28 protein-coding genes are annotated in these 24,233 nt (G+C 48.8%); 19 read left to right on the forward strand and 9 right to left on the reverse strand.

Translation table 11 applies throughout. The features are described from left to right. The first annotated feature begins 89 nt into the window (after positions 1-89). The 9 genes from xseB to spo0A all read left to right on the forward strand — a co-directional run bounded on the left by xseB (position 90) and on the right by spo0A (position 9,363). Complete coding sequence (gene xseB / locus AC0MA3_RS25850) at positions 90-347, forward strand: exodeoxyribonuclease VII small subunit (protein ID WP_379161960.1); 258 nt, start codon at positions 90-92, stop codon at positions 345-347. Then, entirely contained in the window at positions 334-1,281 is a 948-nt protein-coding gene (locus AC0MA3_RS25855; protein WP_474658267.1) for a polyprenyl synthetase family protein, read from the forward strand. Before xseB ends, AC0MA3_RS25855 begins: the two co-directional genes overlap by 14 nt. 98 nt (positions 1,282-1,379) lie before the next feature. Beyond that, entirely contained in the window at positions 1,380-3,284 is a 1,905-nt protein-coding gene (gene dxs, locus AC0MA3_RS25860; protein WP_474658268.1) for a 1-deoxy-D-xylulose-5-phosphate synthase, read from the forward strand. A gap of 46 nt (positions 3,285-3,330) precedes the next feature. Beyond that, positions 3,331-4,209 carry a TlyA family RNA methyltransferase gene (locus tag AC0MA3_RS25865; protein WP_379161969.1) on the forward strand — a complete coding sequence of 293 codons (879 nt, stop codon included), beginning with the start codon at positions 3,331-3,333 and terminating at the stop codon, positions 4,207-4,209. A gap of 120 nt (positions 4,210-4,329) precedes the next feature. After that, the gene (locus tag AC0MA3_RS25870; RefSeq protein WP_379161972.1) at positions 4,330-4,854 is read left to right on the forward strand and encodes a hypothetical protein; all 525 of its coding nucleotides are present in this window, start codon (positions 4,330-4,332) and stop codon (positions 4,852-4,854) included. 30 nt (positions 4,855-4,884) lie between these two features. Then, on the forward strand, positions 4,885-5,334 hold the full coding sequence (gene ahrC, locus AC0MA3_RS25875) for a transcriptional regulator AhrC/ArgR (protein WP_379161976.1): 450 nt from the start codon (positions 4,885-4,887) through the stop codon (positions 5,332-5,334). A gap of 41 nt (positions 5,335-5,375) precedes the next feature. Then, positions 5,376-7,103: a DNA repair protein RecN gene (gene recN, locus AC0MA3_RS25880; protein ID WP_379161979.1), complete on the forward strand. Its 1,728-nt coding sequence runs from the start codon at positions 5,376-5,378 to the stop codon at positions 7,101-7,103. A 114-nt stretch (positions 7,104-7,217) separates the two neighbouring features. Next, positions 7,218-8,351 (forward strand): SpoIVB peptidase, encoded by a 1,134-nt coding sequence (spoIVB, locus tag AC0MA3_RS25885; RefSeq protein WP_474658269.1) that lies wholly within the window; start codon positions 7,218-7,220, stop codon positions 8,349-8,351. Positions 8,352-8,547: 196 nt separating this feature from the next. Next, positions 8,548-9,363, forward strand: a complete 816-nt coding sequence (gene spo0A / locus AC0MA3_RS25890) for a sporulation transcription factor Spo0A (protein ID WP_379161985.1) — start codon at positions 8,548-8,550, stop codon at positions 9,361-9,363. A 110-nt stretch (positions 9,364-9,473) separates the two neighbouring features. Here spo0A and AC0MA3_RS25895 read toward each other — a convergent pair whose 3' ends face one another. Both AC0MA3_RS25895 and AC0MA3_RS25900 read right to left on the reverse strand, forming a co-directional pair. Beyond that, positions 9,474-10,151, reverse strand: a complete 678-nt coding sequence (locus AC0MA3_RS25895) for a FlxA-like family protein (RefSeq protein ID WP_474658270.1) — start codon at positions 10,149-10,151, stop codon at positions 9,474-9,476. A 164-nt stretch (positions 10,152-10,315) separates the two neighbouring features. Further along, the gene (locus tag AC0MA3_RS25900) at positions 10,316-10,714 is read right to left on the reverse strand and encodes a TM2 domain-containing protein (RefSeq protein ID WP_379161990.1); all 399 of its coding nucleotides are present in this window, start codon (positions 10,712-10,714) and stop codon (positions 10,316-10,318) included. A gap of 274 nt (positions 10,715-10,988) precedes the next feature. Between AC0MA3_RS25900 and AC0MA3_RS25905 the strand changes: the two genes are divergently transcribed. Next, a complete protein-coding gene (locus tag AC0MA3_RS25905; protein ID WP_379161993.1) occupies positions 10,989-11,648 on the forward strand; it encodes a helix-turn-helix domain-containing protein in 660 nt (219 codons plus the stop codon). 117 nt (positions 11,649-11,765) lie between these two features. Then, complete coding sequence (locus AC0MA3_RS25910) at positions 11,766-12,074, forward strand: hypothetical protein (protein ID WP_379161996.1); 309 nt, start codon at positions 11,766-11,768, stop codon at positions 12,072-12,074. A gap of 129 nt (positions 12,075-12,203) precedes the next feature. Here AC0MA3_RS25910 and AC0MA3_RS25915 read toward each other — a convergent pair whose 3' ends face one another. The 5 genes from AC0MA3_RS25915 to AC0MA3_RS25935 form a co-directional block, all read right to left on the reverse strand. After that, on the reverse strand, positions 12,204-12,383 hold the full coding sequence (locus AC0MA3_RS25915; RefSeq protein WP_440833442.1) for a sporulation histidine kinase inhibitor Sda: 180 nt from the start codon (positions 12,381-12,383) through the stop codon (positions 12,204-12,206). 211 nt (positions 12,384-12,594) lie between these two features. Continuing rightward, positions 12,595-12,930 (reverse strand): LytTR family DNA-binding domain-containing protein, encoded by a 336-nt coding sequence (locus AC0MA3_RS25920; RefSeq protein WP_474658271.1) that lies wholly within the window; start codon positions 12,928-12,930, stop codon positions 12,595-12,597. Positions 12,931-12,950: 20 nt separating this feature from the next. Then, a complete protein-coding gene (locus AC0MA3_RS25925; protein ID WP_379162005.1) occupies positions 12,951-13,070 on the reverse strand; it encodes a cyclic lactone autoinducer peptide in 120 nt (39 codons plus the stop codon). A 1-nt stretch (position 13,071) separates the two neighbouring features. Continuing rightward, entirely contained in the window at positions 13,072-13,587 is a 516-nt protein-coding gene (locus tag AC0MA3_RS25930; protein ID WP_474658272.1) for an accessory gene regulator ArgB-like protein, read from the reverse strand. Beyond that, complete coding sequence (locus tag AC0MA3_RS25935; RefSeq protein WP_379162011.1) at positions 13,584-14,240, reverse strand: hypothetical protein; 657 nt, start codon at positions 14,238-14,240, stop codon at positions 13,584-13,586. The genes AC0MA3_RS25930 and AC0MA3_RS25935 overlap by 4 nt, the downstream gene beginning before the upstream one ends. A gap of 129 nt (positions 14,241-14,369) precedes the next feature. Here AC0MA3_RS25935 and AC0MA3_RS25940 point away from each other — a divergent pair, with 129 nt between their 5' ends. Further along, positions 14,370-14,888: a DinB family protein gene (locus tag AC0MA3_RS25940; RefSeq protein ID WP_474658273.1), complete on the forward strand. Its 519-nt coding sequence runs from the start codon at positions 14,370-14,372 to the stop codon at positions 14,886-14,888. 48 nt (positions 14,889-14,936) lie between these two features. Continuing rightward, the gene (locus AC0MA3_RS25945; RefSeq protein WP_474658274.1) at positions 14,937-15,191 is read left to right on the forward strand and encodes a hypothetical protein; all 255 of its coding nucleotides are present in this window, start codon (positions 14,937-14,939) and stop codon (positions 15,189-15,191) included. Positions 15,192-15,267: 76 nt separating this feature from the next. On the opposite strand, the gene AC0MA3_RS25950 is transcribed toward AC0MA3_RS25945, so the two are convergent. After that, positions 15,268-15,837, reverse strand: coding sequence for a thymidine kinase (locus tag AC0MA3_RS25950; RefSeq protein WP_379162020.1), 570 nt, complete (start codon positions 15,835-15,837; stop codon positions 15,268-15,270). A gap of 185 nt (positions 15,838-16,022) precedes the next feature. On the opposite strand from AC0MA3_RS25950, the gene AC0MA3_RS25955 reads away from it, so the two are divergent. The 3 genes from AC0MA3_RS25955 to AC0MA3_RS25965 are packed head-to-tail and all read left to right on the forward strand — an operon-like array spanning position 16,023 to position 19,822. Then, on the forward strand, positions 16,023-16,229 hold the full coding sequence (locus tag AC0MA3_RS25955) for a hypothetical protein (protein WP_474658275.1): 207 nt from the start codon (positions 16,023-16,025) through the stop codon (positions 16,227-16,229). A 19-nt stretch (positions 16,230-16,248) separates the two neighbouring features. Further along, positions 16,249-17,994 carry an ABC transporter ATP-binding protein gene (locus AC0MA3_RS25960; RefSeq protein WP_474658276.1) on the forward strand — a complete coding sequence of 582 codons (1,746 nt, stop codon included), beginning with the start codon at positions 16,249-16,251 and terminating at the stop codon, positions 17,992-17,994. Next, complete coding sequence (locus AC0MA3_RS25965) at positions 17,975-19,822, forward strand: ABC transporter ATP-binding protein (RefSeq protein ID WP_474658277.1); 1,848 nt, start codon at positions 17,975-17,977, stop codon at positions 19,820-19,822. The genes AC0MA3_RS25960 and AC0MA3_RS25965 overlap by 20 nt, the downstream gene beginning before the upstream one ends. A gap of 95 nt (positions 19,823-19,917) precedes the next feature. Here AC0MA3_RS25965 and AC0MA3_RS25970 read toward each other — a convergent pair whose 3' ends face one another. Beyond that, entirely contained in the window at positions 19,918-20,223 is a 306-nt protein-coding gene (locus tag AC0MA3_RS25970) for a DUF2627 domain-containing protein (RefSeq protein ID WP_379162032.1), read from the reverse strand. Positions 20,224-20,390: 167 nt separating this feature from the next. Here AC0MA3_RS25970 and lpdA point away from each other — a divergent pair, with 167 nt between their 5' ends. From lpdA to AC0MA3_RS25985, 3 genes are all read left to right on the forward strand, one after another. Further along, positions 20,391-21,812: a dihydrolipoyl dehydrogenase gene (lpdA, locus tag AC0MA3_RS25975; protein WP_379162035.1), complete on the forward strand. Its 1,422-nt coding sequence runs from the start codon at positions 20,391-20,393 to the stop codon at positions 21,810-21,812. Positions 21,813-22,062: 250 nt separating this feature from the next. Continuing rightward, on the forward strand, positions 22,063-23,094 hold the full coding sequence (locus tag AC0MA3_RS25980) for a thiamine pyrophosphate-dependent dehydrogenase E1 component subunit alpha (protein WP_474658278.1): 1,032 nt from the start codon (positions 22,063-22,065) through the stop codon (positions 23,092-23,094). A 3-nt stretch (positions 23,095-23,097) separates the two neighbouring features. Continuing rightward, positions 23,098-24,084 (forward strand): alpha-ketoacid dehydrogenase subunit beta, encoded by a 987-nt coding sequence (locus AC0MA3_RS25985; RefSeq protein WP_379162041.1) that lies wholly within the window; start codon positions 23,098-23,100, stop codon positions 24,082-24,084. Positions 24,085-24,233 lie beyond the last annotated feature (149 nt).

A 24,233-nucleotide genomic window follows, 5' to 3' on the forward strand; every position in this document is an offset into this window, starting at 1 on the left:
ATGGAGCTGGTAGCAGGGATGGTCTAGCAGTGCTTTTTGCCCCATGAAGGTTCTTATCTCAGTGTCAGGAAAGGAGGATGGCATAACGAATGGCGAAGGAAGCTGAACTTAATTTTGAAGGAGCCATGGAGCAGCTGGAAGAAATCGTGCGTGAGCTGGAGCACGGTGACGTTCCCCTTGAAAAGGCGATCGATTTGTTCCAGCAGGGAATGAAGCTCTCACAGCTGTGCGGCAGCAAGCTGGAGCAGGTGGAGCGCAAGATTGAAATGATCACCGAAATGGACGGCGAGCTCCGCAAGAAACCATTCGGTGCCCGTCTGGAAGGTGAAGGCGATGAATCGCTTTGAGCCCAAGCAGGAGTCTATGGCTGTTGGGAATCAGGAGCGTCAGCCTCTGAACGAATATATCGCCGAGATCAGCGGATTGGTTGTGAGGGAGCTGGAAGCATCTTTGCCTGCTGAATGGAACGTACCCGGCAGTCTGAAGGATGCGATGAATTATTCACTGCAAGCCGGTGGCAAACGTCTCCGTCCATTGCTGGTGGTCGCCGCTTGTGAGGCGCTGGGAGGCAGCCGTGAAGCGGCTCTTCCGGTAGCGGCTGCTATCGAGATGGTGCATACCTACTCCCTGATCCACGATGATCTGCCCGCAATGGATAATGATGATTACCGGCGCGGTAAACTGACGAACCATAAGGTTTATGGGGAGGCAACGGCTATTCTTGCCGGAGATGCGCTGCTGACACATGCCTTTTTCAGCATCGTCCAGGCTTCACGGAAGCATGGTGTATCAGCGGACAATGTCCTTTCCGTTATAGAGGATCTGGCAGAAATGGCCGGTCCCCGGGGGATGGTTGGAGGACAGATTGCTGATATGGAAGGTGAACAAGGGCTTACCGATCTGAAGCAGCTTCAGTACATCCACCAGCATAAGACAGGGGATCTAATCATATTCTCCCTTGTGGCAGGCGGGCGTATTGCGGGGGCTGACAGCAGACAGTTAGAGGCGCTGCGTGATTTCGGGACACATATCGGACTTGCTTTCCAGATTCAGGATGATATTCTCGATCTGGTTGGCGACGAAAGCAAGCTGGGCAAAAAAACGGGCAGCGACGTTAAGCAGCAAAAGGTGACTTATCCTTACTTTATCGGGCTGGACGCTTCACGCGAAGAGGTGCAGCGACTGACAGAGGCGGCCCGCACTGCTGTGCTGGAAGGCTGCTTTCAGGACCATACGCGCCTCCTGGATATCGCGGAATACCTTATGAAGCGCGACCACTAGCATTCATACCGGAACGGCTGTATTTCGACAGCCGTTTCGTTTGTGTTATAATGGGGTTTATATATATTTTACAACATCTAGGAAAGCGGGGAATACTCGTGCTGCTTCCACAAATAAATGATCCTCAGCAACTTAAATCTTTGTCAGTCGAGGAGCTGGCTACCCTTGCGGAGGAAATCCGCCGGTTTCTGATCGAGAAGCTCACTGTAACCGGCGGGCACCTCGGCTCCAATCTGGGGGTAGTGGAGCTCACGCTGGCCCTGCACTACTGTTATGATAGTCCCCGGGACAAAATGATATACGACGTAGGACACCAGGCATATGTCCACAAGATACTGACCGGCCGCCAGGACCGTTTTGACACGCTGCGCAAAAAAGACGGACTGTGCGGCTTTGTGAAGCGTTCAGAGAGTGAGCATGATGTCTGGGAAGCCGGGCATAGTAGCACTTCCCTGTCTGCGGCAATGGGAATGGCCATGGCCCGTGACCTGAAAGGCGAGGACAACAAGGTTATCGCCGTAATCGGAGACGGGGCACTGACGGGCGGGATGGCGTTTGAAGCGCTGAATCATATCGGCCATGAGCGCCGCAAGCTGATGGTTATCCTGAATGACAACGAGATGTCTATTGCGCCGAATGTGGGTGCGATGCACAACTATTTGAGCAAGATCCGTTCGGACCGTCATTACCTGCGTGCAAAGGATGAGGTCGAAGGACTTCTGAAGAAGATTCCAGCGATCGGCGGAAGACTGGCCAAGACAGCTCAGAATGTGAAGGACAGCCTTAAATATATGATGGTTCCCGGCGTGCTGTTCGAGGAGCTCGGGTTCACCTACCTGGGGCCTATCGACGGACATGACATGGAGAAGCTGATTGAAACTTTCCATCAGGCGGATAATGTATCCGGTCCTGTATTGGTGCATGTTCTGACTACCAAAGGCAAAGGATACAAGCCAGCTGAAACCGATTTCTATAAATCACATGCTATTTCTCCTTATAAAATCGAGTCCGGCCAGTCCCTGAAGGCTGTAGGAAATCCTATGTATACCGAAGTGTTTGGCCAGACACTAATCGAGCTTGGCCGTGAGGACAATCGGCTAATCGCAGTGACTCCGGCTATGCCTGGCGGCTCGGGATTGTTCCCGTTCGCCAAGGAATTTCCCGACCGGATGATTGATGTAGGTATTGCCGAGCAGCATGCGGCAACCTTATGTGCAGCCTTAGCGATGGAGGGAATGAAGCCGGTCTATGCGGTGTATTCTACCTTTATGCAGCGGGCTTATGATCAGATTGTACATGATATCTGCCGCCACAACGCCAATGTCATGTTCGCCATTGACCGTGCAGGCTTTGTTGGTGCTGATGGTGAGACCCATCAGGGGGTATATGATGTCGCCTTTATGCGCCATATTCCGAATATGGTGTTGATGATGCCCAAAGACGAGAATGAGCTGCGCCATATGATGAAGACCGCGCTTGAATATAATGACGGTCCGATTGCTTACCGGTATCCGCGTATTGACGGCACGGGTGTGGAACTCGATGCAGAGCTGCAGGTCCTTCCAATCGGCTCTTGGGAGCGGCTGCGTCCAGGTGATGACTATGCTGTGCTTGCCTGCGGACCGATGGTTCAGGTCGCTGAGGAAGCGGCAGAGCAACTGAAGCGTGAAGGTATTCAGCTCAGTGTTGTCAATGCCCGCTTCCTGAAGCCGCTCGACAGCTCTATGCTGCTGGACCTGGCCCATGCGGGAACAGGCATGATCGTGCTGGAAGAAGCCAGTCAGGCGGGGAGTCTGGGCAGTGCGGTGCTTGAATATTACGCAGAGCATGAAATTTATGATGCCCGGGTTCATTTGATGGGTGTGCCGGATATCTTTGTAGAGCATGGATCCATCAAAGAACAGCGCCAGCAGACCGGATTGACTGTCGAAGCGGTAGTTAGCCGGATCAAAGCGATGAAGGCATCTAGCGCATTTGCCTATAAGACGACCTCTACCTCCTGAACAGGACAGTGGAAGCGGTAAGCCTAAGAACAATCGGGAGATGACCATGGAACACCCTAAGGAACGAATTGATGTACTGTTAGTGGAACAAGGTTTTTATGAGAGCCGGGAAAAGGCCAAGGCTGCGATCATGGCGGGGCTCGTGCTCGCGAATGAGGAACGGATTGAGAAGGCCGGGATGAAGGTGCTTCGCAGTGCTACCCTGAGGGTGAAAGGTGCTGTTCACCCTTACGTCAGCCGCGGCGGACTGAAGCTTGAGAAGGCACTGCGGCAGTTTGGGATTGACCTGAACGGGCGTATCATGCTTGATATTGGCTCTTCTACAGGAGGTTTCACGGATTGCGCCCTCCAGAACGGTGCGAGCCATGTCTATGCCATTGATGTGGGTTCTAACCAACTGGACTGGAGCCTGCGGAGTGATGATCGGGTAAGTGTGATGGAGCAGACCAATTTCCGTTATATGACCCCAACTGACCTGAAGGGACCTGTCCCCGACTTTGCAAGTATAGACGTATCCTTTATTTCATTGAAGATTATATTACCGCCGTTAAAGGCCCTTCTTGAACGACCAGCAGATATTGTTGCATTAATCAAACCTCAGTTCGAAGCGGGACGGGAAAAGGTGGGCAAATCCGGTGTGGTCCGGGAACCGGCTGTCCATCAGGAAGTGCTCATGAACGTTCTGGGAATGGCTGCTGAATTAGGATACCGGCTGGAGGGCTTAACCTTCTCACCTATTACCGGTGGTGAAGGGAATATCGAGTTCTTGGCGCACTGGAAGCTCTTGCCTGAAGTAGTTGAACCTGGCGATGAACAGTCTCCTGATCAATTACAGCCGCTCAACTTCGCAGCACTAGCCGAGACCGTGGTTAAGGAAGCTGCAGCAATATTCAAAGTCAGTAAATCTGGAAACTCATCTAAGTGATGAGTTTCTTTTTGACTGTATTAAAGTCTTTTTGCAAAATCCCGGGGAATAAGGTAGTCTAGCCTTATATTTCCTCTAGAATCAATCAGGACACCCATATGTTCAGCCGGGATTTCTTCAGTGGAAGCAGGATTTTCGCAGGTTTCACGCGAATTAATCTCCGAGGTGATGAAATTGGCGGGTTCTGATAAAGCCGTAATGGTGCTAATTGGACTAACGGTCGCAATATTTATCATTTACCGGATTTACATATGGCTGCAAAGCTCTCCACGTTCGTTCATTAAGGACAGGCTGCCGCTTAACAAAGATATTTTGCCTCATCCCTCTTTGGATTTACTGGAAGCCGCTGGCTACGAAGTAATTGGAGGCAAACTGAAGATTCCACTGTCTTTTTCAGTGGACGGGGCTTCCATGTATAGCAGGTTGTTCATTGATTATGTTGTGAGCAAAGAAGAGGACTCCTACTATTTGGTAATCCTCTCCCGTCCGCGCAAGACACTCGACTTTACAGGAAGCAGCCTCCGGGATTCGCTTTTGCCGTATCTGCTGATTTATCCGGACTGCAGCGGAGTACTGTATGTCAACACCACCGCTTCCCTGATCCATGAGATTAGGCTTGGCAGAGACGATGGTGAATCCACTTAGAAAGTTAACTTAACCATACAGGAGGCAACAATGAAGGGTCACAGGCACATTAAGATACGAGAAATCATTACACAACAGGAAATTGAGACGCAGGATGATTTGGTGGAAGCCTTGCGCGAAGCCGGTTTTCAGGTTACCCAGGCTACGGTGTCGCGGGATATCAAGGAGCTTTTGCTGATAAAAGTTCCTATGGACGACGGCAGATACAAATACTCCCTGCCTACGGATCAGCGTTACAATCCGACACAGAAGCTGAAGCGCGTGCTAGTAGACAATTTTGTGAATATTGATTCCTCCGCCAACCTTGTGGTGATGAAATGTCTTCCGGGTACGGCTAACTCAGTCGCTGCCCTGATTGATAATATTGACTGGCCGCAGATTATGGGCACTATTTCCGGAGACGATACGATCCTGATTATCTGCCGCCAGCCGGAGAACAGCAAGGAAGTTATTTCACAAATCATGGGATATATATCCTAGAAAATAGATGTAGCAATCATCTTTTCGGAGGTGCTGTATTCGTGTTAGATACATTATCGATCCGTAATCTTGCCGTTGTTGAAGCGGTGGATGTTCATTTTTATCCGGGTTTTCACGTGCTGACAGGGGAGACTGGGGCAGGGAAATCCATTATTATCGATGCTTTAGGGCTTGTAGTCGGAGGCCGCGGCTCCGCAGATTCCATCCGTTACGGCACGGATAAGGCTGAGATGGAAGCGCTCTTCAGTCTGCCTGTATCCCATCCGGTATGGGAGACACTGGAGCGTCTTGGCATCACGGCAGACCCGGAGGAGCACCTGATTATCCGCCGTGAGATTACCTCACAGGGTAAGAGCACCTCGCGTGTTAACGGGCAAATGGTAAATCTCAGCATGCTGCGGGAAATCGGCGAACAGCTGGTTAATATTCACGGACAGCATGAGCATCAGAATCTGCTGAAGGCAGAGCGCCATCTGGGCCTGCTGGATACTTACGGAGAAGCTGTTATCGGGCCGCTTAAGGCCGACTATCAAGAGAAATATACCGCATTTGCCAAGGTGGAAAAAGAACTCCGTGAGCTGCAGGAAACCAGCCAGAAGGCTTATCAAATGCTGGACTTGTACCGTTTTCAGCTGGAGGAAATTTCTTCTGCAGGACTAAAACCCGGGGAAGATGAATTACTTGCCGAAGAAAGGGTCAAACTATCCCACAGCGAGAAAATGATGGATTCCGTATCCGGCGCATACGAGCTGCTGTATGACCGGCAGGGGCTGGAATCGATCAGCAATGTGATTTCACGGCTGGAGGATGCAGTGAAATACGATGAGAAGGGTCTCAAAGCTGTGCTGGAACAGCTTCAATCCTCTTATTATCAGCTGGAGGATGCAGCCTTTCAGCTGCGGGATTACCGCGATGAAATTGAGTTCAACCCTGCACGGCTAGAGGATATTGAGAACCGGTTGGATCAGATTTCCGGACTTCGGCGTAAATACGGAGACAGCGTGGAGCAGATTCTGGCTTATTATGAACAAATTAGCCGGGAGACCGATTTGCTGGAGAATAAGGACGAATATATTGAAAAGCTCACGGTGAAGCGTAACGGTCTCCTGAGCACGCTAATGGAAGCGGCTGAAGCACTTAGTGATGCACGCCGTCAGTGTGCGTCTGATCTGGCAATCCAGGTGGAAAGTGAACTGAAAGACCTTCAGATGGAACGAACCTCGCTTCAGGTTAAGCTTGACATCATGGAGGACCCGCGCGGAGTAGAATACCAGGAGCGCCGCTACCGGCTGACCCGGCAAGGGATCGACAGTGCAGAGTTCATGATCTCACCGAATCCCGGTGAACCGCTTCGACCGCTGGGCAAAATCGCTTCCGGTGGGGAGCTGTCGCGGATTATGCTGGCGATGAAGAGTATTTTTGCCCGGCATGATGCGATCCCTGTACTCATTTTTGACGAAGTGGACACCGGTGTAAGCGGCCGGGCAGCCCAGTCCATTGCAGACAAGCTGTACAAGCTCTCGTCTACCTGTCAGGTGTTCTCCATTACCCATCTGCCTCAGGTGGCTTGCATGGCAGATCACCAGTACCTTATCCGCAAAAAAGTTGAAGACGGGCGCACCATGACCGAAGTGGAGTCGCTGCCTTTGGAGGGCCGGGTTATGGAGCTGGCCCGAATGCTGGGCGGTGTGGAAATTACCGAAAAAACCTTACACCACGCACAGGAAATGCTCGGTCTGGCAGAGGCCAGCAAGGCTGCTGCAGGGTAAGCGGGACAATGATTGACAGTAATAAAAGCCTGGGGGCAAGGTTATCTTATAGGTACGCAATTGGCGACCACCTTTTTCGTCAAGCGAAAGAAGCAAAAGGGAGCGTGACAGCCATTGAAGCCGAACCTCAGGAAATTAATGCCCGGCCTTTTATTTGCCTTCTTTCTCAGCTTATCAGGCATAACGGGACCGCATCAGAGCTATGCCGCAGAGCTGGATAACCCGCCTGATAAGACCGTTCAGGGGGAAACCCGTGATCTTAAGGTGATCCCCGGGGGGCAGACGATTGGTGTAAAAGTGAAGTCTGCAGGCGTACTTGTTGTCGGACATCATTTGATCGAAGTGTCACAGAAGACCAAGCTATCCCCTGGAGAGAACAGCGGCTTACTGCCCGGAGATCTGATGATCTCCATCAATGGGGTGAAGCTGGATGAGGTGTCCAAGGTTTCCAAGCTGGTGGAGCATGCAGGTATAACCCATCAACCCCTTACCGTTATCTACAAACGTGCCGGCAAAGAGCATACAGCCAAGCTCACACCGGCATATGACCGCAATGATAAGGTTTGGCGTCTGGGACTCTATATCCGCGATTCTGCGGCGGGTGTAGGAACCTTAACCTTTTATGCACCGGAGCAGGGTGTGTATGGTGCACTGGGCCATGTTATAACCGACATGAATACCGGAACCCCTATCGTTGTTGGCAGCGGGCACATTGTGCAATCCAGTGTGACCTCAATTTCCAAAAGCCAGGATGGCGATCCTGGGGAGAAACGGGCCCATTTTCTCAAAGAAAGTCAGGTCCTCGGGAATGTGGAGAGTAACACGGATTTCGGAATCTTCGGTAAAATGACCCGCAATCCGGAGCACAGCCTTTATGAGGAACCCATTCCGGTGGCAATGAGTGATGAGGTGAAGGAAGGGCCGGCGCAAATACTGACGGTTGTGGATGGACAGCAGGTGGAACGATTTAACGTAGAGATTATTCATGTATCCCGTCAGGATTCTCCAGCAACCAAAGGAATGGTGCTTCGTATAACCGACCCCCGTCTGATCGATAAGACCGGTGGTATTGTCCAAGGTATGAGCGGCAGTCCGATTGTTCAGAATGGACGTTTAGTTGGTGCAGTAACCCATGTATTCGTTAATGATCCCAAATCAGGGTATGGCTGTTTTATCGAATGGATGCTTCAGGATTCCGGCGTAGTTCAACAAGAACATACCTTTCCCTATAATCTTAAGGCGGTTTAGCCTTAAGATTTTTTTGTCGAAGGCTAACGAACAAGATCGAATCGTGAAATAAATATTCAATTATAATCCAACACTGAAAAAAAATAAAGAAAAATAATTTTCGACAGAAGGATATTGAATCGGCATGTCGAAACTGTAAGGAGCGAAGATAAATATTATTTTCGAATAGCAGATATAAATAAGGAGGAAGTAGCCAGTGCAGAACATTGAAGTGTTGTTGGCCGATGACAACAGGGAGTTTACGAATTTGCTTGCTGAGTACATTACGGAACAAGAAGATATGACCGTGACGGGCATCGCCTATAATGGGGAAGAAGTACTTCAAATGCTGAGCGAAGCACGCAAAATTCCCGATGTCCTTATTCTAGATATCATCATGCCTCATCTGGATGGATTAGGTGTTCTGGAGCGACTGCGCGACTTGGATCTGAAGCCTGAACCCAAGATCATTATGCTGACCGCCTTCGGTCAGGAGAACATCACTCAGCGTGCTGTACAGCTTGGCGCCTCTTATTATATTCTAAAGCCATTTGATATGGAGGTTCTTGCCAACCGTGTGCGTCAACTCGTTGGTACACAGGGAAGCATGAGTTCTTCATCCAGCATGTCCAATTACTCCGGCTCCAGAGGAAACAACGTGGTTCCGCTCTCCAAAGGCAAGAATCTGGATGCTAATATTACGTCGATCATTCATGAAATTGGCGTTCCTGCGCATATCAAGGGTTATCAATACCTTCGTGAAGCCATTACCATGGTATATAACAATATCGAGATCCTGGGTGCCATCACCAAGACCCTATACCCGGCTATAGCCGAGAAATTCAAGACAACGCCATCCCGTGTAGAGCGCGCCATCCGTCACGCCATCGAAGTCGCTTGGACCCGCGGCAACATCGACAGCATCTCCCACCTGTTCGGCTATACCATTAATATCTCCAAATCCAAGCCCACTAACTCGGAATTTATTGCCATGGTAGCCGACAAGCTGCGGATTGAGCATAAGGTGTCTTGAAAGGGTAAGGAGGAGTGAAAAAGTAAAAAAACCGTTAGGGTATCGAGATGAAATATCTCATACCCTAACGGTTTTTTTATATGTATATATCTAGGTGAGGAAAATTGTTACTATACCCGAATATCAATTGACAAAAGAGTGGGAGGTGTTTCGCTTTCTATTGACAGGGACGGCTCCTCTCTGGAATCGGATGTGTCTTCGGAAGAATTATTTTGCACATTATATTCATTTTTATTATTCATATCTCCAAGTAAATCACCAATTTTATAATCAATGGCTTTTATTTTAGACTTAATATCCTGGATCTGTTTCCCGGAATCATCGGTTGAACCGGCGGAATGTCTTGATCCGTTTAGTTTTGCTTCGATTTTGAGGGTAGCAATTGAACCCTCTAGACGCTTGTTAATCCCAACAAGCATACCCAACTTATCGTAAGTCATACTATTTTTTAATACATCCATGGATAAGCCAGTTATGTCCGGTTCGGGTTTCTTAGTCTCCGCTTGATCTTGTTGGTTTCGGTCTTTTTTTTCTTGCATTTGTTCAGCTTTTATTTGAGTAATTTGCGCATCAATATCCTGTATCGATGAATTTAAGGACTGGATACGTTCCTGCTTTAGTTCAAAGTTTAATTTATCATTAGTTTTCACTGCTTGAATCTCTTCATTTAATTTAGATTTTCTATCCAGTAAATTTTGGATCTCTTTATCTTTGAGAGAGGTTGTGGCTGGATTAGCTGAGGTTGACTTATGGGTCGAGTTCGATGAGATTGATGAGATAGAAGACATGAAATTCCCTCCTAATTAAATGAATTTTTTACCATCTGAAAGATATATCGACAAGAGTAAGGTGGAAAGTTAGTTATGGTTGTGATGGCACAATGAAATAAGTCGATTTATAGTACACACCAAAAAGTCCCGGCTCTGTGAGCCGGGACTTTTTGTACTTTTGCTTAAACGTAATAAGGATCTGACTTGAATAAAAGAATGATGAAGTCAACCAGCGTACCTACTCCTAATAATCCGCCGGTGAAGAAGTACAGAATACCTGTGCCGATTTTTCCTTCATAGAATCTATGTACGCCGAAGACTCCCAAGAAGAAGCAGAGCAGGACAGCAATCCACTTGCTTTTTGGTCTTCCAAGACCTGCATTGTTATTGATATTTGTGTTCATATTAGAGTTGTTGATAACGATTTGGGGCTGAGAGGCAGCTCCTTTCAACTCTTCGACCTGTAGTCCACACTTGTTACACACCACAGCTTGAACGTTAATTTTCTCTCCGCAGTGTAGACAAAACTTGGTTTGTCCTGAAGCATTGGGTTGTGCTTTTTCTAGATTTGAACTGGACATCTTGTACTCCCCCAGTAAATATAATATAGGTATTTCCACCTAGGAATATTCTATCATATTTTGTTGAAATAGAGGGAGAATTTATTAATTAATGTCATATATTGAATTTTACATATTCAACTTTAAACTTATTACCATTTTTATGTATTGCATTCCGCATCGGCAATTATCATACCAATAATTAGTGAACGCAGTCAAACATTTTACGGTATTAATTGTTATAATGAAACACAAAGTGTTATGTTGTGTTATGATAGAGGCAGAGGTGACTCCTATGAACGATTTCGATAACTATCCCGATGAGCTGGGGAACTTCATCCGGCACTTCAGAAAAACACGTGGGCTGACCTTAAGAGGGCTGGAGGAGAAGAGCGGCATCAGCTACTCCCAGCTCAGCAAGATTGAACGGGGCGAGAGTATTCCGCTAAAAGATAATCTGGATAAGATTATTGAGGCGCTTGGAGCAGATCTCAAGAACCGGATGTACCATCTCGCAGATTATATGCCTGACCTTGAATATATCAAGACACTCAAGCAGGGATATAAGCAACCGCAGCATAATCAGTCGCAGGACTATATTTATGAGACAGCTTTTAACAAGCTGAAGGAATTTCGGGCGAAGGAAGGCAAAGAAACCTCTTATGTATCGTTTGATTCGAACGAGGTAATCGTTTATGAAACGGAATATGGGGCAGGAATGGTAATAGAAAAAATTGAGAAATATAATCTTAATGATGTACTGAACGATAAGTTTGAGGGCAGTCTGGACTCCTTGCGTAAGCAGCCGCGTAAAGGCAGGCAGGCATACATGTTCGGAGAGTGGCTCAGGGAATGTATCTACGAGCTGAAGGAAGACGAGCAGGATCAGGTTATTCAAGATCTTAAGCAATTTACCCAGTTTAAAGTGCAGCAGGTTAACGGAGCCTTCAAATGACAGCTGCCACCTCCGTTTTCAATAATGAATAATGTTGCCCTTTCTTGCAGCCATCTATTCATCTTGAACCATATAGCAAACAACTAAAAATGGTATGACAGAAAAGGGGAAATCCTAATGAGAGTTACTATGAAATTTACCAGCAAGGGTAAAGCCGCGATTGAGAATTTCAACAATGAAGAGCTACTTGAGATCTTTGCCCGATATATCAAAACATTGTCCAAGAAATACGACATTGAAGTTGATGTGCCTCTTGATGTGAACCAGAATATTGTTAGTGACGGAACGGTTATAGCCATGGCTCAGAATGTGAAGTGTGATGTAGATACATTTTTCAAGGAGCTGGGCCGGGATATTAAGGTTCCCCTGAAAAAAAGATTGGGCGGCAAGCTGGAGAATGTCTTCAAAACGGAGTTTGTCGAGTAGTTGTTTGTAACTGAATATAGCAAAGAAGCCAGCCCCACGGATAAAGTGAGCTGGCTTCTTTGCTGTTGGGTAGCTGTTCAAAGACATGTGGACTTAAAATATATGTAGGAATGCTGAAAATAGTAACGGTCAATCTTCGGAACGGTCAAAGTCACCCATGTTTCTCCCGGTCAGAACGGTTTCAATAATCTCGATGAAATCGGGCGAAGCTTTAGCCTCCACTGCCAATTCGTAGATGTTCAACAATTGTTCGTCAGACAATAGCTCCAGGGATGAGGGGCGCGGAGAAGGATGAAAATAATAATCCATTAGATTCCTCCATCGGTTATTTTGTAGATTGTGAAAATACTGCGAATCTATTTAAATGGTACCATTTGGAAGGTAACCCGTCTCCTGTCATTCGCCCTGTGAATTGGTCTTTACAATTGAAGCGTCGTGTGGGATAATAATTATTTTTTAGCGATGTTCAAAAAACCATCTCGAAACCGAAGGTTGTCGGGATGGCTTTTTTGATGTGACGTTATGATTCAGAGGGTTCTTTTCGTGATGCTAAAAGTCGTTTGAGCCTTGTTTCATTTGGTTCTGATACTGTGGCGAATTGTTCTCCCTCTTCAAACGTAACAATCTTACGTTCTGAATCGTAACTTTGAATATGATTAAGACTAACTACATTGCTGCGGTCAAGTCGCTCAAAACCATTGCCTTTATAGGCAGCTAAAAGATCAGAAAGTGTGGTAGGGAGAACAAACTCGCCTTCTTTCGTATGGACGAATATTGTATTCTTATAGCTGGAGAAATACAATATATCTTCTTCCTGGATATCCCGGGAGGACCCGTCGTTTAACAAGACCCGCATGTTCTCCCCATCCTTGTCAATTACTTCCGCAATTCTTTGGGCGCTTCTGGACTGTGTAATCCAATTTTCATAACCGATGCAAAGAAACGGGCAGAAGCTTCAAGCGCTGCAGAAGCCTGTTTGGCCATCGATGCTTTCATCTCATAACCTCCTTTTCCAAGGGATTACTGTTAAGGACTGGACGATAAATGCCAATCCGATGACAGACGAACCAATTAGAAAATTCACACTTACAAGTCCAACAGAAATTAACTTTAATGCCGGAAACCAGCGAAGGGGAATCTGGGCGTTTTTATCCGGATTGGGTGCAAACACAAGCATTATTACTACGCTTACAACGTTAAGGATCCAAAGGGCTTGTCCCACCGGATTCATCAGCGGAGTGAGTGAGCATAACAAAGCCGTAGTAATATTGCAGGCCCAGGCTGTTTTTAAGTGAAAACCGCCAGAGCAGATGCGTAGCAAGGAAAAACTTATGTAGAAAATAATAGTTGCCAGTACATTATTGAAGAACAAACCAATTAACATCGCAGCCAAGAACGTGAAAAGCGTATTCAGAATAATGTTCAATGCATATTGCATAACTTCAAGAGAAGAGGTTTCTTCTGGATTGGCACGTTTGATGGCGGCAGATATCTTTAGGGCCAGGCTGTTCAAAATTCTTCACCGCGGTTCTTTTTTATTGAGAAGTTGAGATAACCGAACAGCAGCACTACAAAAAATAAGGGGACAACAATAAAAAATCGGGAATAACTCTCAAAGAAATATATCATTAGCAATACCACGATTATAGAAGGGAAGCTTAGTGAAAATAGTATTTTTTCATGAATGCCAATAATGATTTTCTCATCGGGCTTGTCAGGAATAAAATCGAAGCCCTTTCTTTTTTTGCCGATATAAAAACCAAAAGCGAAAGCCGACAGCGCAGAAATCAACTGCAAGAAGTATATCCCTATAGAAATCCCGAATAAGTGAAGGCTAAAAATAGGAGTGGAATTCAATAATAAATAAAAGGTGGATTGAAATAACATGTACAATAGGTATGACATGCCGGTCATAATTGCTGAATAAAAAACATGAATACGAAATAATAACCAGAAAAAGCAAAAAACAAGTACATATTGCGTTAAGACATCTAATTCTGCGAATCCATTATTGACCCGGATGAAATAGGAGAAGAAGGCCATGATCAATCCTGCGAATATGATTTCTTTGGGATAAAGATCGATCTTGAAAATCTTGAAACCAAGGTAAAATAAAGCGGAGCTTTCGAGTACCGAAAAAACAATATACAGCAAAAATTCCAGCATGCTTACACTCCCGAAGATCAGGTTTACTCAACTTCTATTCTTGCAAATATTATACATAATGGACTAAAATACAACAACAGCATTTAACACTTACCGGTAAATATTTCTTCATGAGAGAGGGGTTAAATTATGAACCAGCGTCCTGAAGCCAATGAGTATAGTGAATTCCCGGCCCGTTACATTGCATTGGTGCCTCCTGAAGGGGAACTTGCGGCTCTTCTGAGAGAACAATCCGATCGGATCTTTGAACTGCTGGAAGGGCTTAGCGAGGAGCAGGGGAACTACCGCTATGCAGAGGGGAAATGGAGCGTAAAGCAGCTGTTAGGTCATCTTACCGACAACGACCGCATTATGTCCTACCGTATGCTGGCTATTGCCAGAGGAGAAAAGGCTCCGCTTCCAGGGTATGAGGAGAATGATTATGCGGCGGCAGGAGCATTTGACCGCTTCACGCTAAGTGAGATGATTCAGCACTACAAGCTGGTTCGTATGTCTACCCTTGCCCTCTTTCAAAGCCTCCCTGAGGAAGCCTGGACCCGGATCGGAACCGCCAGCAATGCTCCTATTTCAGTCCGGGCCATCGCTTGTGTGATTATTGGGCATGAACTTCATCATCTGAATGTTCTGAAGGAGCGTTATTTGAAGTAAGAGTCATGGCAGAAATGGAGGGAACTTAAGAAAAGGAGGAAGCTGCGAGTGGGCTTGTTCAAAGGCATATTGCATTTCTTCATTCCAAGTGAACGCACACTGGTGTACACGACTTTTGATCAGGCTCAATATTTTAGAGCCAAAGGAGGCCTGAGTGCAGCAGGCATACCCCATCGCTCCAAAATCAACGGAGGTACTCAGGCTCCCGGTCAGCGCGCCTTTTCTGGCGGCAATGTTTCTGTTCAGCATGAACTCTATGTGCGCAAGGAAGATGAGTACCGTGCAGCGCAGGCGATACATTAATGGAAAGTTTCGCTATCCATATTAAAAGCACACACTATCTGCAATTGCCAGAGAATGTGTGCTTTTAATTGCATTTTTAGAGCGGTGGATTCTTGTGGCATTTACGGCATACCGGGTAGTAGGCTTCATTGCCGCCGATCTGAATTTGCTTGCCGCTGTATACAGGCTTGCCGTTCTCTACTCGCAGGGCCATCGTGGCTTTGCGCTCGCAGAACCAGCAGATCGTTTTCATCTCTTCGATCTTGTCTGCATAGATCAGCATATATTTGCTGCCTTCGAACAGATTGTTCTGGAAATCATTTTTAAGTCCGAAAGCCATGACCGGTATGTTCAGCTCGTCGACAATCCTCACCAGCTGGAGGATACAGTCCTTGGTCAGAAACTGGCATTCGTCGATCAGCACACAATGGGGTTTGGGTAAATTGCTGCTGACAATGTTGTATATATCCGTATTCTCATCTATAGGGATAGCTTGCTTGCGCAGACCGATGCGGGAAGAGATATACCCGACTTCGTCCCGGTCGTCAAGGGATGGAGTGAAGATAAGCACCGACTTGCCCTGCTCCTCGTAATTATGCGCAACCTTGAGAATCTCAATGGATTTGCCGCTGTTCATAGCTCCATACTTGAAAAACAACTGTGCCACGTCCATCTATCCTTTCGTTAATCAACCTAATGAATCATCATCTTAAAAATGCGACTTTATTAGAGTAGCATATTCTCAGTAAAGGAAGCCAGTGAAATCATTTCGGGTAATGGTTAAAGAATGTTATAATAATCGCGGTTATGTGTATTTATTCAGAAGAACGTTTACAGAAAGAAGGCTTACAGTTGACAGACAAAATGGAAGGTTACAAAGAGAAGATAGCTGCTCTGCAAGAAAAAGGGGAGCTGGCATCGGAAACGTTAAGCTTGCTGACGGAGATGCTGGACGAGCTTGCGGAATTGAACCGAAGCAACAAGGCGTTGCGCCGGGTGATTCTTAAGGGACAATCCTCATCGATGTCCACCCGCCTGCGTGAAGCGCTCTACGAATAGACAAAATGGGGTAACGCTGATGAAGATCATTTTCGATTATCTTAACAAATACAGGGTAGCTGCCATCGCCGCACTTGTGATGATGGTGATCGAGCTGGCAGTGGAGCTGTCCCAGCCTTTGCTGATTGCCAAAATTATTGATGACGGAATCAGGGAACAGGACAACCGGATTGTCTGGTTATGGGGCGGTGTACTGGTGGTAAGCGCTGTGTTGGCGTTTATTGCGGGTGTGCTCAGCTCTTTTTTTGCGTCTCATGCCAGTCAGGGGTTTGCCTTTGACCTGCGGGATAAGTTATATGAGAAGGTTCAGTCCTTCGCCTATGCTGTGTTCAGCCGTTTTCCCACGTCCTCACTGATCACGCGTCTTACGGCAGATGTGTCACAGCTGCAGGATACGATCTTCATGGGACTCCGGTTCATGACCCGCGTACCACTCGTTGTCGTGGGCAGTGTGGTGATGGCATTGGTCGTGCATGTGAGACTGGGGCTGCTCCTGGCGGTAACCCTTCCGGTACTCATTGTCTTCCTGGTCTGGGTGATGAAAAGGGCCTCGGCATTGTTCCGCGGTGTGCAGACCCGGCTGGACGGGGTCAACAGTGTAATTCAGGAGAACCTTACCGGCATCCGGCTGATTCGGGTGTTCGTGCGCATGGGTCATGAGACTAACCGTTTTGCCGCTTACAGCAGGGAACTGATGGAATCCACTGTAGCTGCGCTTCGTCTGACGGAGACCTCGGCTCCCCTTATTATGCTGATTGTGAATACGGGTATTATGCTGGTGCTCTGGTTCGGACGTATTGAGATTTCGGCCGGTGACGCAACTCTGGGACAGACTGTGGCCGTAATTAATTATTCTCTGCGTACCATTGGAGCTTTGTCAGCGCTGTCCTGGATTATGGCAACCTTTTCCCGGGCTAAGGCTTCTTCACAGCGGATTCAGGAGGTTATGTCGGCAGATCACCTGGAAGTTAAGGATACTGTGGTGGAAACAACAAATAAGACTGCACCTATTCAGGGCAAAGTCGAGTTCCGGCATGTTAGCTTCCGCTATCCGGAGAGTGACATTGCAGTCCTGGAGGATGTTTCGTTCACGGTGCAGCCGGGAGAACGGGTCGCGATTATGGGAGCAACCGGCTCCGGCAAATCTTCTCTGGTAGGTCTGATTCCCCGTCTGTACGATCAGGACAGTGGTGTCATCATGATCGATGGAACGGCAAGCTCTGAGATGGATATCTCCAGACTGCGCGGAGCCATCGGTTATGTTCCCCAGGAGGTCCTGCTGTTTACCGGATCGGTGAGGGAGAATATTATCTGGGGCAACCCGGATGCTACCGAGCAGGAGATTGAACAGGCTGCTGCAGCCGCGCAGATCCATGATACGGTAAAAGAATTGCCGAACGGGTATGAGACCATGCTCGGGCAGCGGGGTGTCAATCTCTCCGGCGGGCAGAAGCAGCGGTTGACGATTGCCAGAGCGCTGGTGAGAAAGCCGGCGGTTCTGATTCTGGATGACAGCACCAGCGCGCTGGATGCTGTTACTGAAGGCCGGCTGCTGACAGAGCTGAAGAACATGTCCTGTACAACTTTTCTCATCACGCAAAAGATCAGCTCGACCGTATCTGCTGACCTTATATTGCTGCTGGATGAAGGCAGATTAATTGCGCAGGGAACACATGATGAGCTGATGTCGGGTTCAGATCTGTACCGGAAAATCAATGAATCTCAAGACAGGGAGGGGGCGCAGCATGTTCAAAGCATTACTTGAGCCTTTTCGCCACCCGAAGCTGAATGTCGGACTTGGTGATGCGGCAAGTTTCGGATCGCCGGGAGGACGCAGACCCAAGGCGAAAGCCAAGAACTGGTCAGCCACGCTCCGGAGAATCTGGAGTTATCTGGCGAAACGCAAGGCCAAACTGGCACTTGTACTGGTTATGGTGTTTCTAAGCTCCGGTCTTGCCCTGCTCGGACCTTATCTGATCAGCAGAGCGGTGGATCACTATCTGGAGGGTGACGGGGGCAGAACCTGGAGCATCTTCCTGGTCACGCTTGCCGCAGTATATGTGCTGAATTCCTTGACCTCCTGGCTGCAGAACATCTGGATGATCGAGATTGCCCAGGAGACAGTACTCCGTATGCGCACCGATTTGTTCGCGCACCTGCACCGGTTGCCGATTCCATTCTTCAACCGCAGGCAGCAGGGTGAAATCATGAGCCGTCTGACCAATGATATTGAGAATATCAGCTCCACGCTGAACAGCTCGGCCATTCAGATTTTCTCAAGTGTGCTGACTTTACTGGGTACGGTGGGTGTGATGCTATGGCTAAGTCCGCTGTTAACATTACTAACCTTCATCGTTGTGCCGCTAATGATCCTCGGCATGCGCTGGATTACTAGGCGGACAGGTCCGCTGTTCAAGGAACGCCAGCGCAATATGGGCGAGCTTAACGGATATATTGAAGAGACGCTGTCCGGACAAAGAATCATCAAGGCTTTTTCGCAGGAGGTACGGGTGATTGCGGGTTTCCGTGAACGAAATACGCGGATCATGCTATCAGGCTACTGGGCTCAGGCCATTTCAGGCTTCATTCCAAAGCTCATGAACGGCCTGAACAATCTGAGCTTTGCCATTGTGGCTGGTGTAGGCGGTCTGCTGGCCATCCGGGATTTGGTTACCGTAGGTGTCATAATCGCGTTCGTGGAATATACACGCCAATTCACGCGGCCGCTGAATGATCTTGCGAACCAGTGGAACACCCTGCTGTCGGCGATTGCTGGTGCGGAGCGGGTATTCGAGGTGCTGGATGAAGGCGCCGAAGCCAAGGATGAAGGGGCAGCGGTAACGCTGGATCACGTGGAGGGGGCAGTGAAATTCTCCGGAGTGTCTTTCTCGTATGATGACGGCGCAGACACTCTGCAGGATATCAGCTTTGAGGCCAAGCCTGGTGAGATGATTGCTCTAGTGGGACCAACCGGGGCAGGTAAGACCACGTTGATCGGCCTGCTGTCCCGCTTCTATGATCCAGATAAAGGGAGTATTACGCTGGACGGCAGGGACCTGTCTTCTATCCGCCGTGAGAGTCTGCGAAGCCATATGGCCTTTGTACTTCAGGATTCTTTCTTGTTCAAGGGAACGATACGGGACAATATTCGGTACGGCAGGCTGGATGCCAGTGACGAGGAAGTGGAGGAAGCCGCGAAGCTGGCTAATGCGCATTCTTTTATTATGCGGATGAAAGGCGGTTACGAGCGGATGTTGTCCGTAGACGGCTCAGGTATCAGCCAGGGTCAAAAGCAGCTGCTGGCTATAGCCCGCGCAATTCTTGCCGATCCGTCCATGCTGGTGCTGGATGAAGCGACAAGCAGCATCGACACTGTAACGGAGATTAAGATTCAGGAAGGGCTGCAGGCGTTAATGAAAGGGCGGACCAGCTTCGTAATTGCCCACCGTCTGGGTACGATCCGTGCGGCTGACCGTATTCTGGTGCTTCAGGGTGGACGGCTGCTTCAGCAGGGGTCACATACCGATTTGCTCCAAGAGGGTGGACTATACAGCCAGCTGGTGCGGGGATCATCGGATTCGGCGACAGGCTAGAACCTAAAAAAAAGGCAGGCCCGACATTCATCGGAGCTGCCTTTGCTGTTTATATGGGAAGCTATTAAGATAGACTCAGCAGAGATTATTATCTCTTAACGGGAGGCATCCGGTGAAGAGGACTGCTGAGCCTTTTGCTTCTCCCTGAAACGGGGTCCCACGTAGTTACGCTTCCGGTCACGGGTGAGAATCCAGCCCCCGAGAAAGCTCATTCCGGCCAGGAAGAGCAGGAGGCCGCCGCCGAAGTGCAGCCAGGCAAAAACAGGAGTGGCTTGATCGTCGCCATGCATAGAAATATAGTTGAATATATCATCTTTCATCATCAGGAAGCCTTTCATCGCGAGGAGGCCGGGAATAACCAGAATCAGGATGGCAATGAAGCGTGTAGTGAGCAGTTTCATGAGTTCCTCCTTTTCCATAATCCCATTCATTTCACCCATATGATAACGTTTCATTGGGTAAAAGTCCATGTATATATGACGTTTGTAAGCTTTGTTATAGGGATAAAAGAGAGTACAATGTAATAGGTTAATTTAGAATTTACGAGTGATGACTGGAGGATACATATATGACGATTTCATGTGATGTGGCCATTCTTGGCGGAGGTACCGGAGGTTACGTGGCGGCGATCCGCGCAGCCCAGCTGGGGAAATCCGTGGTTGTAATTGAAATGGACAAACTGGGTGGAACCTGTCTGCACCGCGGCTGCATCCCCAGCAAATCGCTGCTGCGCAGCGCCGAGGTATACGCTGAAATACAAGAGAGTGAGAGTTATGGCATCGAGACTACGGGAGTACAGCTTGTATTCCCGAAGGTGCAGGCCCGCAAGGAAGCTGTGGTCGAGCAGCTGCACCAGGGCGTACAGTTTCTGATGCGCAAAAATAAAATCCAGGTACTGAAGGGAAAAGGGCGCATTATCGGCCCTTCGATATTCTCTCCGCGCAGCGGAGCCGTCGCGGTGGAGCTGGAGGATGGCGAAATGGAGACTGTGGTGTCCGGCAATCTCATTATAGCAACCGGTTCGCGCCCCCGCGTGCTGCCCGGGTTGAAGCCGGACGGCAAGGTCATTCTGAGCAGCGAGGAAGCACTGACGCTGGAAGAACTGCCGGCCTCCATGATCATTGTCGGCGGCGGAGTCATCGGCGTGGAATGGGCTTCGATGCTGGCCGATTTTGGCGTACAGGTTACTGTAGTTGAAACGGCAGGCCAACTGCTGCCTTTAGAAGATGAGGAAGTTGCCCATGAACTGCTGCGGCTCTTGAAGAAACGCGGCGTTAAGGTGTTGACCGGGACAACTGTAGATGCTGAGACCTGTGTGGTATCGGAAGCAGGAGTTACCATTGAAGCCCGCAAGGGTGAACAGAGCCAGACCCTGACGGCAGAGAAGCTGCTGGTATCCGTAGGCAGAGTGGCGAATATTGAGAACATTGGTATGGAGAATACCGATATCCATTTTGATAAAGGTGTAATTGAAGTTAACGCCAACATGCAGACCAATGAACCACATATCTATGCGATCGGTGATTGCATCGGGGGTCTCCAGCTGGCCCATGCAGCGAGTCATGAGGGAATACGTGCAGTGAACCATCTGGCAGGGGAGACGCTTCATCCTTATCATCCGCATCTGGTTCCGCGCTGCGTCTACACGCGTCCTGAGGTGGCAAGTGTCGGTTATACGGAAAAAGAGGCCAAGGCGCTTGGAGCGGATGTGGTCACTGGGAAGTTCCCGTTTTCAGCCATCGGAAAAGCGATTGTCTACGGAATGAAAGACGGCTTCGTCAAAGTCGTGGCTGACCGCACCAGCGGAGATATTCTCGGTGTGCAGATGATCGGTCCCCATGTTACTGATCTGATTGGAGAAGCGGCGCTTGCGCAGCTGCTGGATGCTACGCCTTGGGAAATCGGGGAAGCGATTCATGCTCATCCGACGCTTTCCGAGATCATTGGGGAAGCGATGCTCGCAGTGGATGGAAGAGCAATCGGATTCTAGTGAACGATGAATGCCCCCACGGGAATGCCGGATGGAGCTGAAGGCGCCTTTTGCGTCAAAACAGCTCCAAACCGGCTTTTCGTGGCTTTTCTTTTTGCAGGGAAAGGGATTATAATGAACTGGAGTACGATTTAGTACCTGGTTTTAAGATCAGGGCATAGATTGGCTTGCGTGTATGCTTCCCTGTGCGAATTTGGGATGAAGAGATCGTCAGGGCATATGCTTACAAAACTTTTAGGAGGTACCTCATATGGAATTCCAAGGTACTGTAGAGACTGTTAACAGACATAAGCCGCTTGGACTCAGTGATGGCCAGGTCATCGATATGTACAGATATATGCAGCTCGGGCGGAAATACGATGAACGCAGCCTGCTTCTTCAACGCGCCGGTAAGATCAACTTCCATGTCTCCGGCATTGGCCAGGAGGCGGCCCAGGTAGCAGCAGCTTTTGCACTGGACCGTGAAAACGATTATTTCCTGCCGTATTACCGCGATTATGCTTTTGTGCTGACTGTCGGTATGACTACGCGTGAGCTGATGTTGTCCGTATTTGCCAAAGCAGAAGACCCTAACAGTGGCGGGCGGCAGATGCCGGGTCATTTTGGAAGTAAACGCCTGCGGATTGTGACGGGGTCAAGTCCGGTGACAACACAGGTGCCGCATGCCGTTGGCTTTGCTCTGGCTGCCAAGATGCAGAAGAAGAAATTTGTATCTTTTGTCACCTTCGGGGAAGGCTCCAGTAACCAGGGGGATTTCCATGAAGCCTGCAATTTCGCCGGGGTGAATAAGCTGCCGGTCATTATTTTTTGCCAGAATAATCAGTATGCCATATCTATTCCGGCGCACAAGCAGCTTGGAGGCAAGGTTAGCGATCGTGCGCAGGGCTATGGCTTCCCGGGGATCCGGGTAGACGGTAATGATCCGCTTGAAGTATACCGAGTAGTGAAGGAAGCACGGGAACGTGCGCTTGCGGGTGAGGGACCAACGCTGATTGAAGCGATGATGTACCGCCTGTCGCCACATTCGACCTCTGACAATGATCTGGCTTACCGGACCAAGGAAGAAGTGGATGCCAACTGGAAAAAAGACGGCATTGCCGCCTTCCGTACCTATCTGACTGAACTTGGACTCTGGAGTGACGAGCAGGAACGAGATCTGGCTGCCGAATATAATCTGGAGCTCAAAGCAGCGATTGAATACGCTGATAATGCACCGTTTCCGAAACCGGAAGATACGCTGCTGCATGTTTACAGTGAATCAGACCTCAAGGGAGGAGCCTAACCCATGGCGATTATGGAATATATCGATGCCATCCGGCTGGCAATGAAAGAAGAAATGGAACGCGATGAATCGGTGTTCGTGCTCGGCGAGGATGTCGGCGTTAAGGGCGGGGTCTTCACCACCACCAAAGGGCTGCAGGAGCAGTTCGGGGATGAACGCGTCCTGGATACGCCACTGGCAGAATCCGCGATTGCCGGTGTGGCTATCGGTGCAGCAATGTACGGGATGAAGCCGATTGCCGAAATGCAGTATTCCGATTTCATGCTTCCGGCGACGAACCAGATCATCAGTGAGGCTGCCAAAATCCGTTACCGCTCCAATAATGACTGGAGCTGTCCGGTGGTTATCCGTGCGCCGATTGGCGGAGGGATCTTCGGCGGACTGTACCATTCACAGTGTCCGGAATCCATTTTCTTCGGGACGCCAGGGCTGAAGATTGTAGCCCCGTACTCGGCGTATGATGCCAAAGGGCTGCTAAAAGCAGCCGTGCGTGATCCTGATCCGGTCCTTTTCTTCGAGAACAAAAAGTGCTATAAGCTGATTAAGGAAGATGTGCCTGAAGGAGATTACACGGTTCCGATCGGTGAAGCCAACCTGCTGCGTGAAGGCAGCGATATTACCGTGATCGGGTACAGTCTGCCGCTGCATTTTGCCATGCAGGCTGCGGAAGAGCTGGAGCGTGAGGAAGGCATTACCGCGCATATCCTTGATCTGCGAACCCTGCAGCCTCTGGACCGCGAAGCCATTATTGCCGCTGCCCGCCAGACCGGCAAGGTGCTGATTGTCCACGAGGACAACAAGACCGGAGGCATCGGCGGTGAAGTGGCGGCGATTATCGCTGAACACTGCCTGTTTGAGCTGGATGCGCCGATTTTCCGCCTCTGCGGGCCGGATGTGCCGGCGATGCCGATCAGCCCGCCGATGGAGAAGTTCTTCATGCTGAGCAAGGATAAAGTGAAAGCAGAAATGCTGCGGCTGGCACAGTACTAGGCTTCCATTCTAGGTAGCTGCAAGCAGATGCCTACAAAACTTGGGTCTATACTTTCGAAGGCAGTTTTGTATGAAGTAATATCTGTAAGCAAATGCTTACAAAACTAAGTTTATGCTTCCGAAGTAAGTTTTGTACGAAGTAATATCTG

It is taken from the genome of Paenibacillus sp. LS-5 (assembly GCF_056121505.1).

Coding starts and splice junctions, on each gene's coding strand:
- AC0MA3_RS25970 (WP_379162032.1), bottom strand. CDS start 20,223: ATGAAACTGCTCACTACACGCTTCATTGCCATCCTGATTCTGGTTATT.
- AC0MA3_RS25910 (WP_379161996.1), top strand. CDS start 11,766: ATGAGAGTTACTATGAAATTTACCAGCAAGGGTAAAGCCGCGATTGAG.
- AC0MA3_RS25940 (WP_474658273.1), top strand. CDS start 14,370: ATGAACCAGCGTCCTGAAGCCAATGAGTATAGTGAATTCCCGGCCCGT.
- AC0MA3_RS25925 (WP_379162005.1), bottom strand. CDS start 13,070: ATGAAAGCATCGATGGCCAAACAGGCTTCTGCAGCGCTTGAAGCTTCT.
- AC0MA3_RS25915 (WP_440833442.1), bottom strand. CDS start 12,383: ATGGATTATTATTTTCATCCTTCTCCGCGCCCCTCATCCCTGGAGCTA.
- xseB (WP_379161960.1), top strand. CDS start 90: ATGGCGAAGGAAGCTGAACTTAATTTTGAAGGAGCCATGGAGCAGCTG.
- AC0MA3_RS25960 (WP_474658276.1), top strand. CDS start 16,249: ATGAAGATCATTTTCGATTATCTTAACAAATACAGGGTAGCTGCCATC.
- AC0MA3_RS25895 (WP_474658270.1), bottom strand. CDS start 10,151: ATGTCTTCTATCTCATCAATCTCATCGAACTCGACCCATAAGTCAACC.
- AC0MA3_RS25865 (WP_379161969.1), top strand. CDS start 3,331: ATGGAACACCCTAAGGAACGAATTGATGTACTGTTAGTGGAACAAGGT.
- AC0MA3_RS25900 (WP_379161990.1), bottom strand. CDS start 10,714: ATGTCCAGTTCAAATCTAGAAAAAGCACAACCCAATGCTTCAGGACAA.
- lpdA (WP_379162035.1), top strand. CDS start 20,391: ATGACGATTTCATGTGATGTGGCCATTCTTGGCGGAGGTACCGGAGGT.
- AC0MA3_RS25985 (WP_379162041.1), top strand. CDS start 23,098: ATGGCGATTATGGAATATATCGATGCCATCCGGCTGGCAATGAAAGAA.
- ahrC (WP_379161976.1), top strand. CDS start 4,885: ATGAAGGGTCACAGGCACATTAAGATACGAGAAATCATTACACAACAG.
- AC0MA3_RS25920 (WP_474658271.1), bottom strand. CDS start 12,930: ATGCGGGTCTTGTTAAACGACGGGTCCTCCCGGGATATCCAGGAAGAA.
- AC0MA3_RS25965 (WP_474658277.1), top strand. CDS start 17,975: ATGTTCAAAGCATTACTTGAGCCTTTTCGCCACCCGAAGCTGAATGTC.
- AC0MA3_RS25935 (WP_379162011.1), bottom strand. CDS start 14,240: ATGCTGGAATTTTTGCTGTATATTGTTTTTTCGGTACTCGAAAGCTCC.
- AC0MA3_RS25855 (WP_474658267.1), top strand. CDS start 334: ATGAATCGCTTTGAGCCCAAGCAGGAGTCTATGGCTGTTGGGAATCAG.
- AC0MA3_RS25905 (WP_379161993.1), top strand. CDS start 10,989: ATGAACGATTTCGATAACTATCCCGATGAGCTGGGGAACTTCATCCGG.
- AC0MA3_RS25980 (WP_474658278.1), top strand. CDS start 22,063: ATGGAATTCCAAGGTACTGTAGAGACTGTTAACAGACATAAGCCGCTT.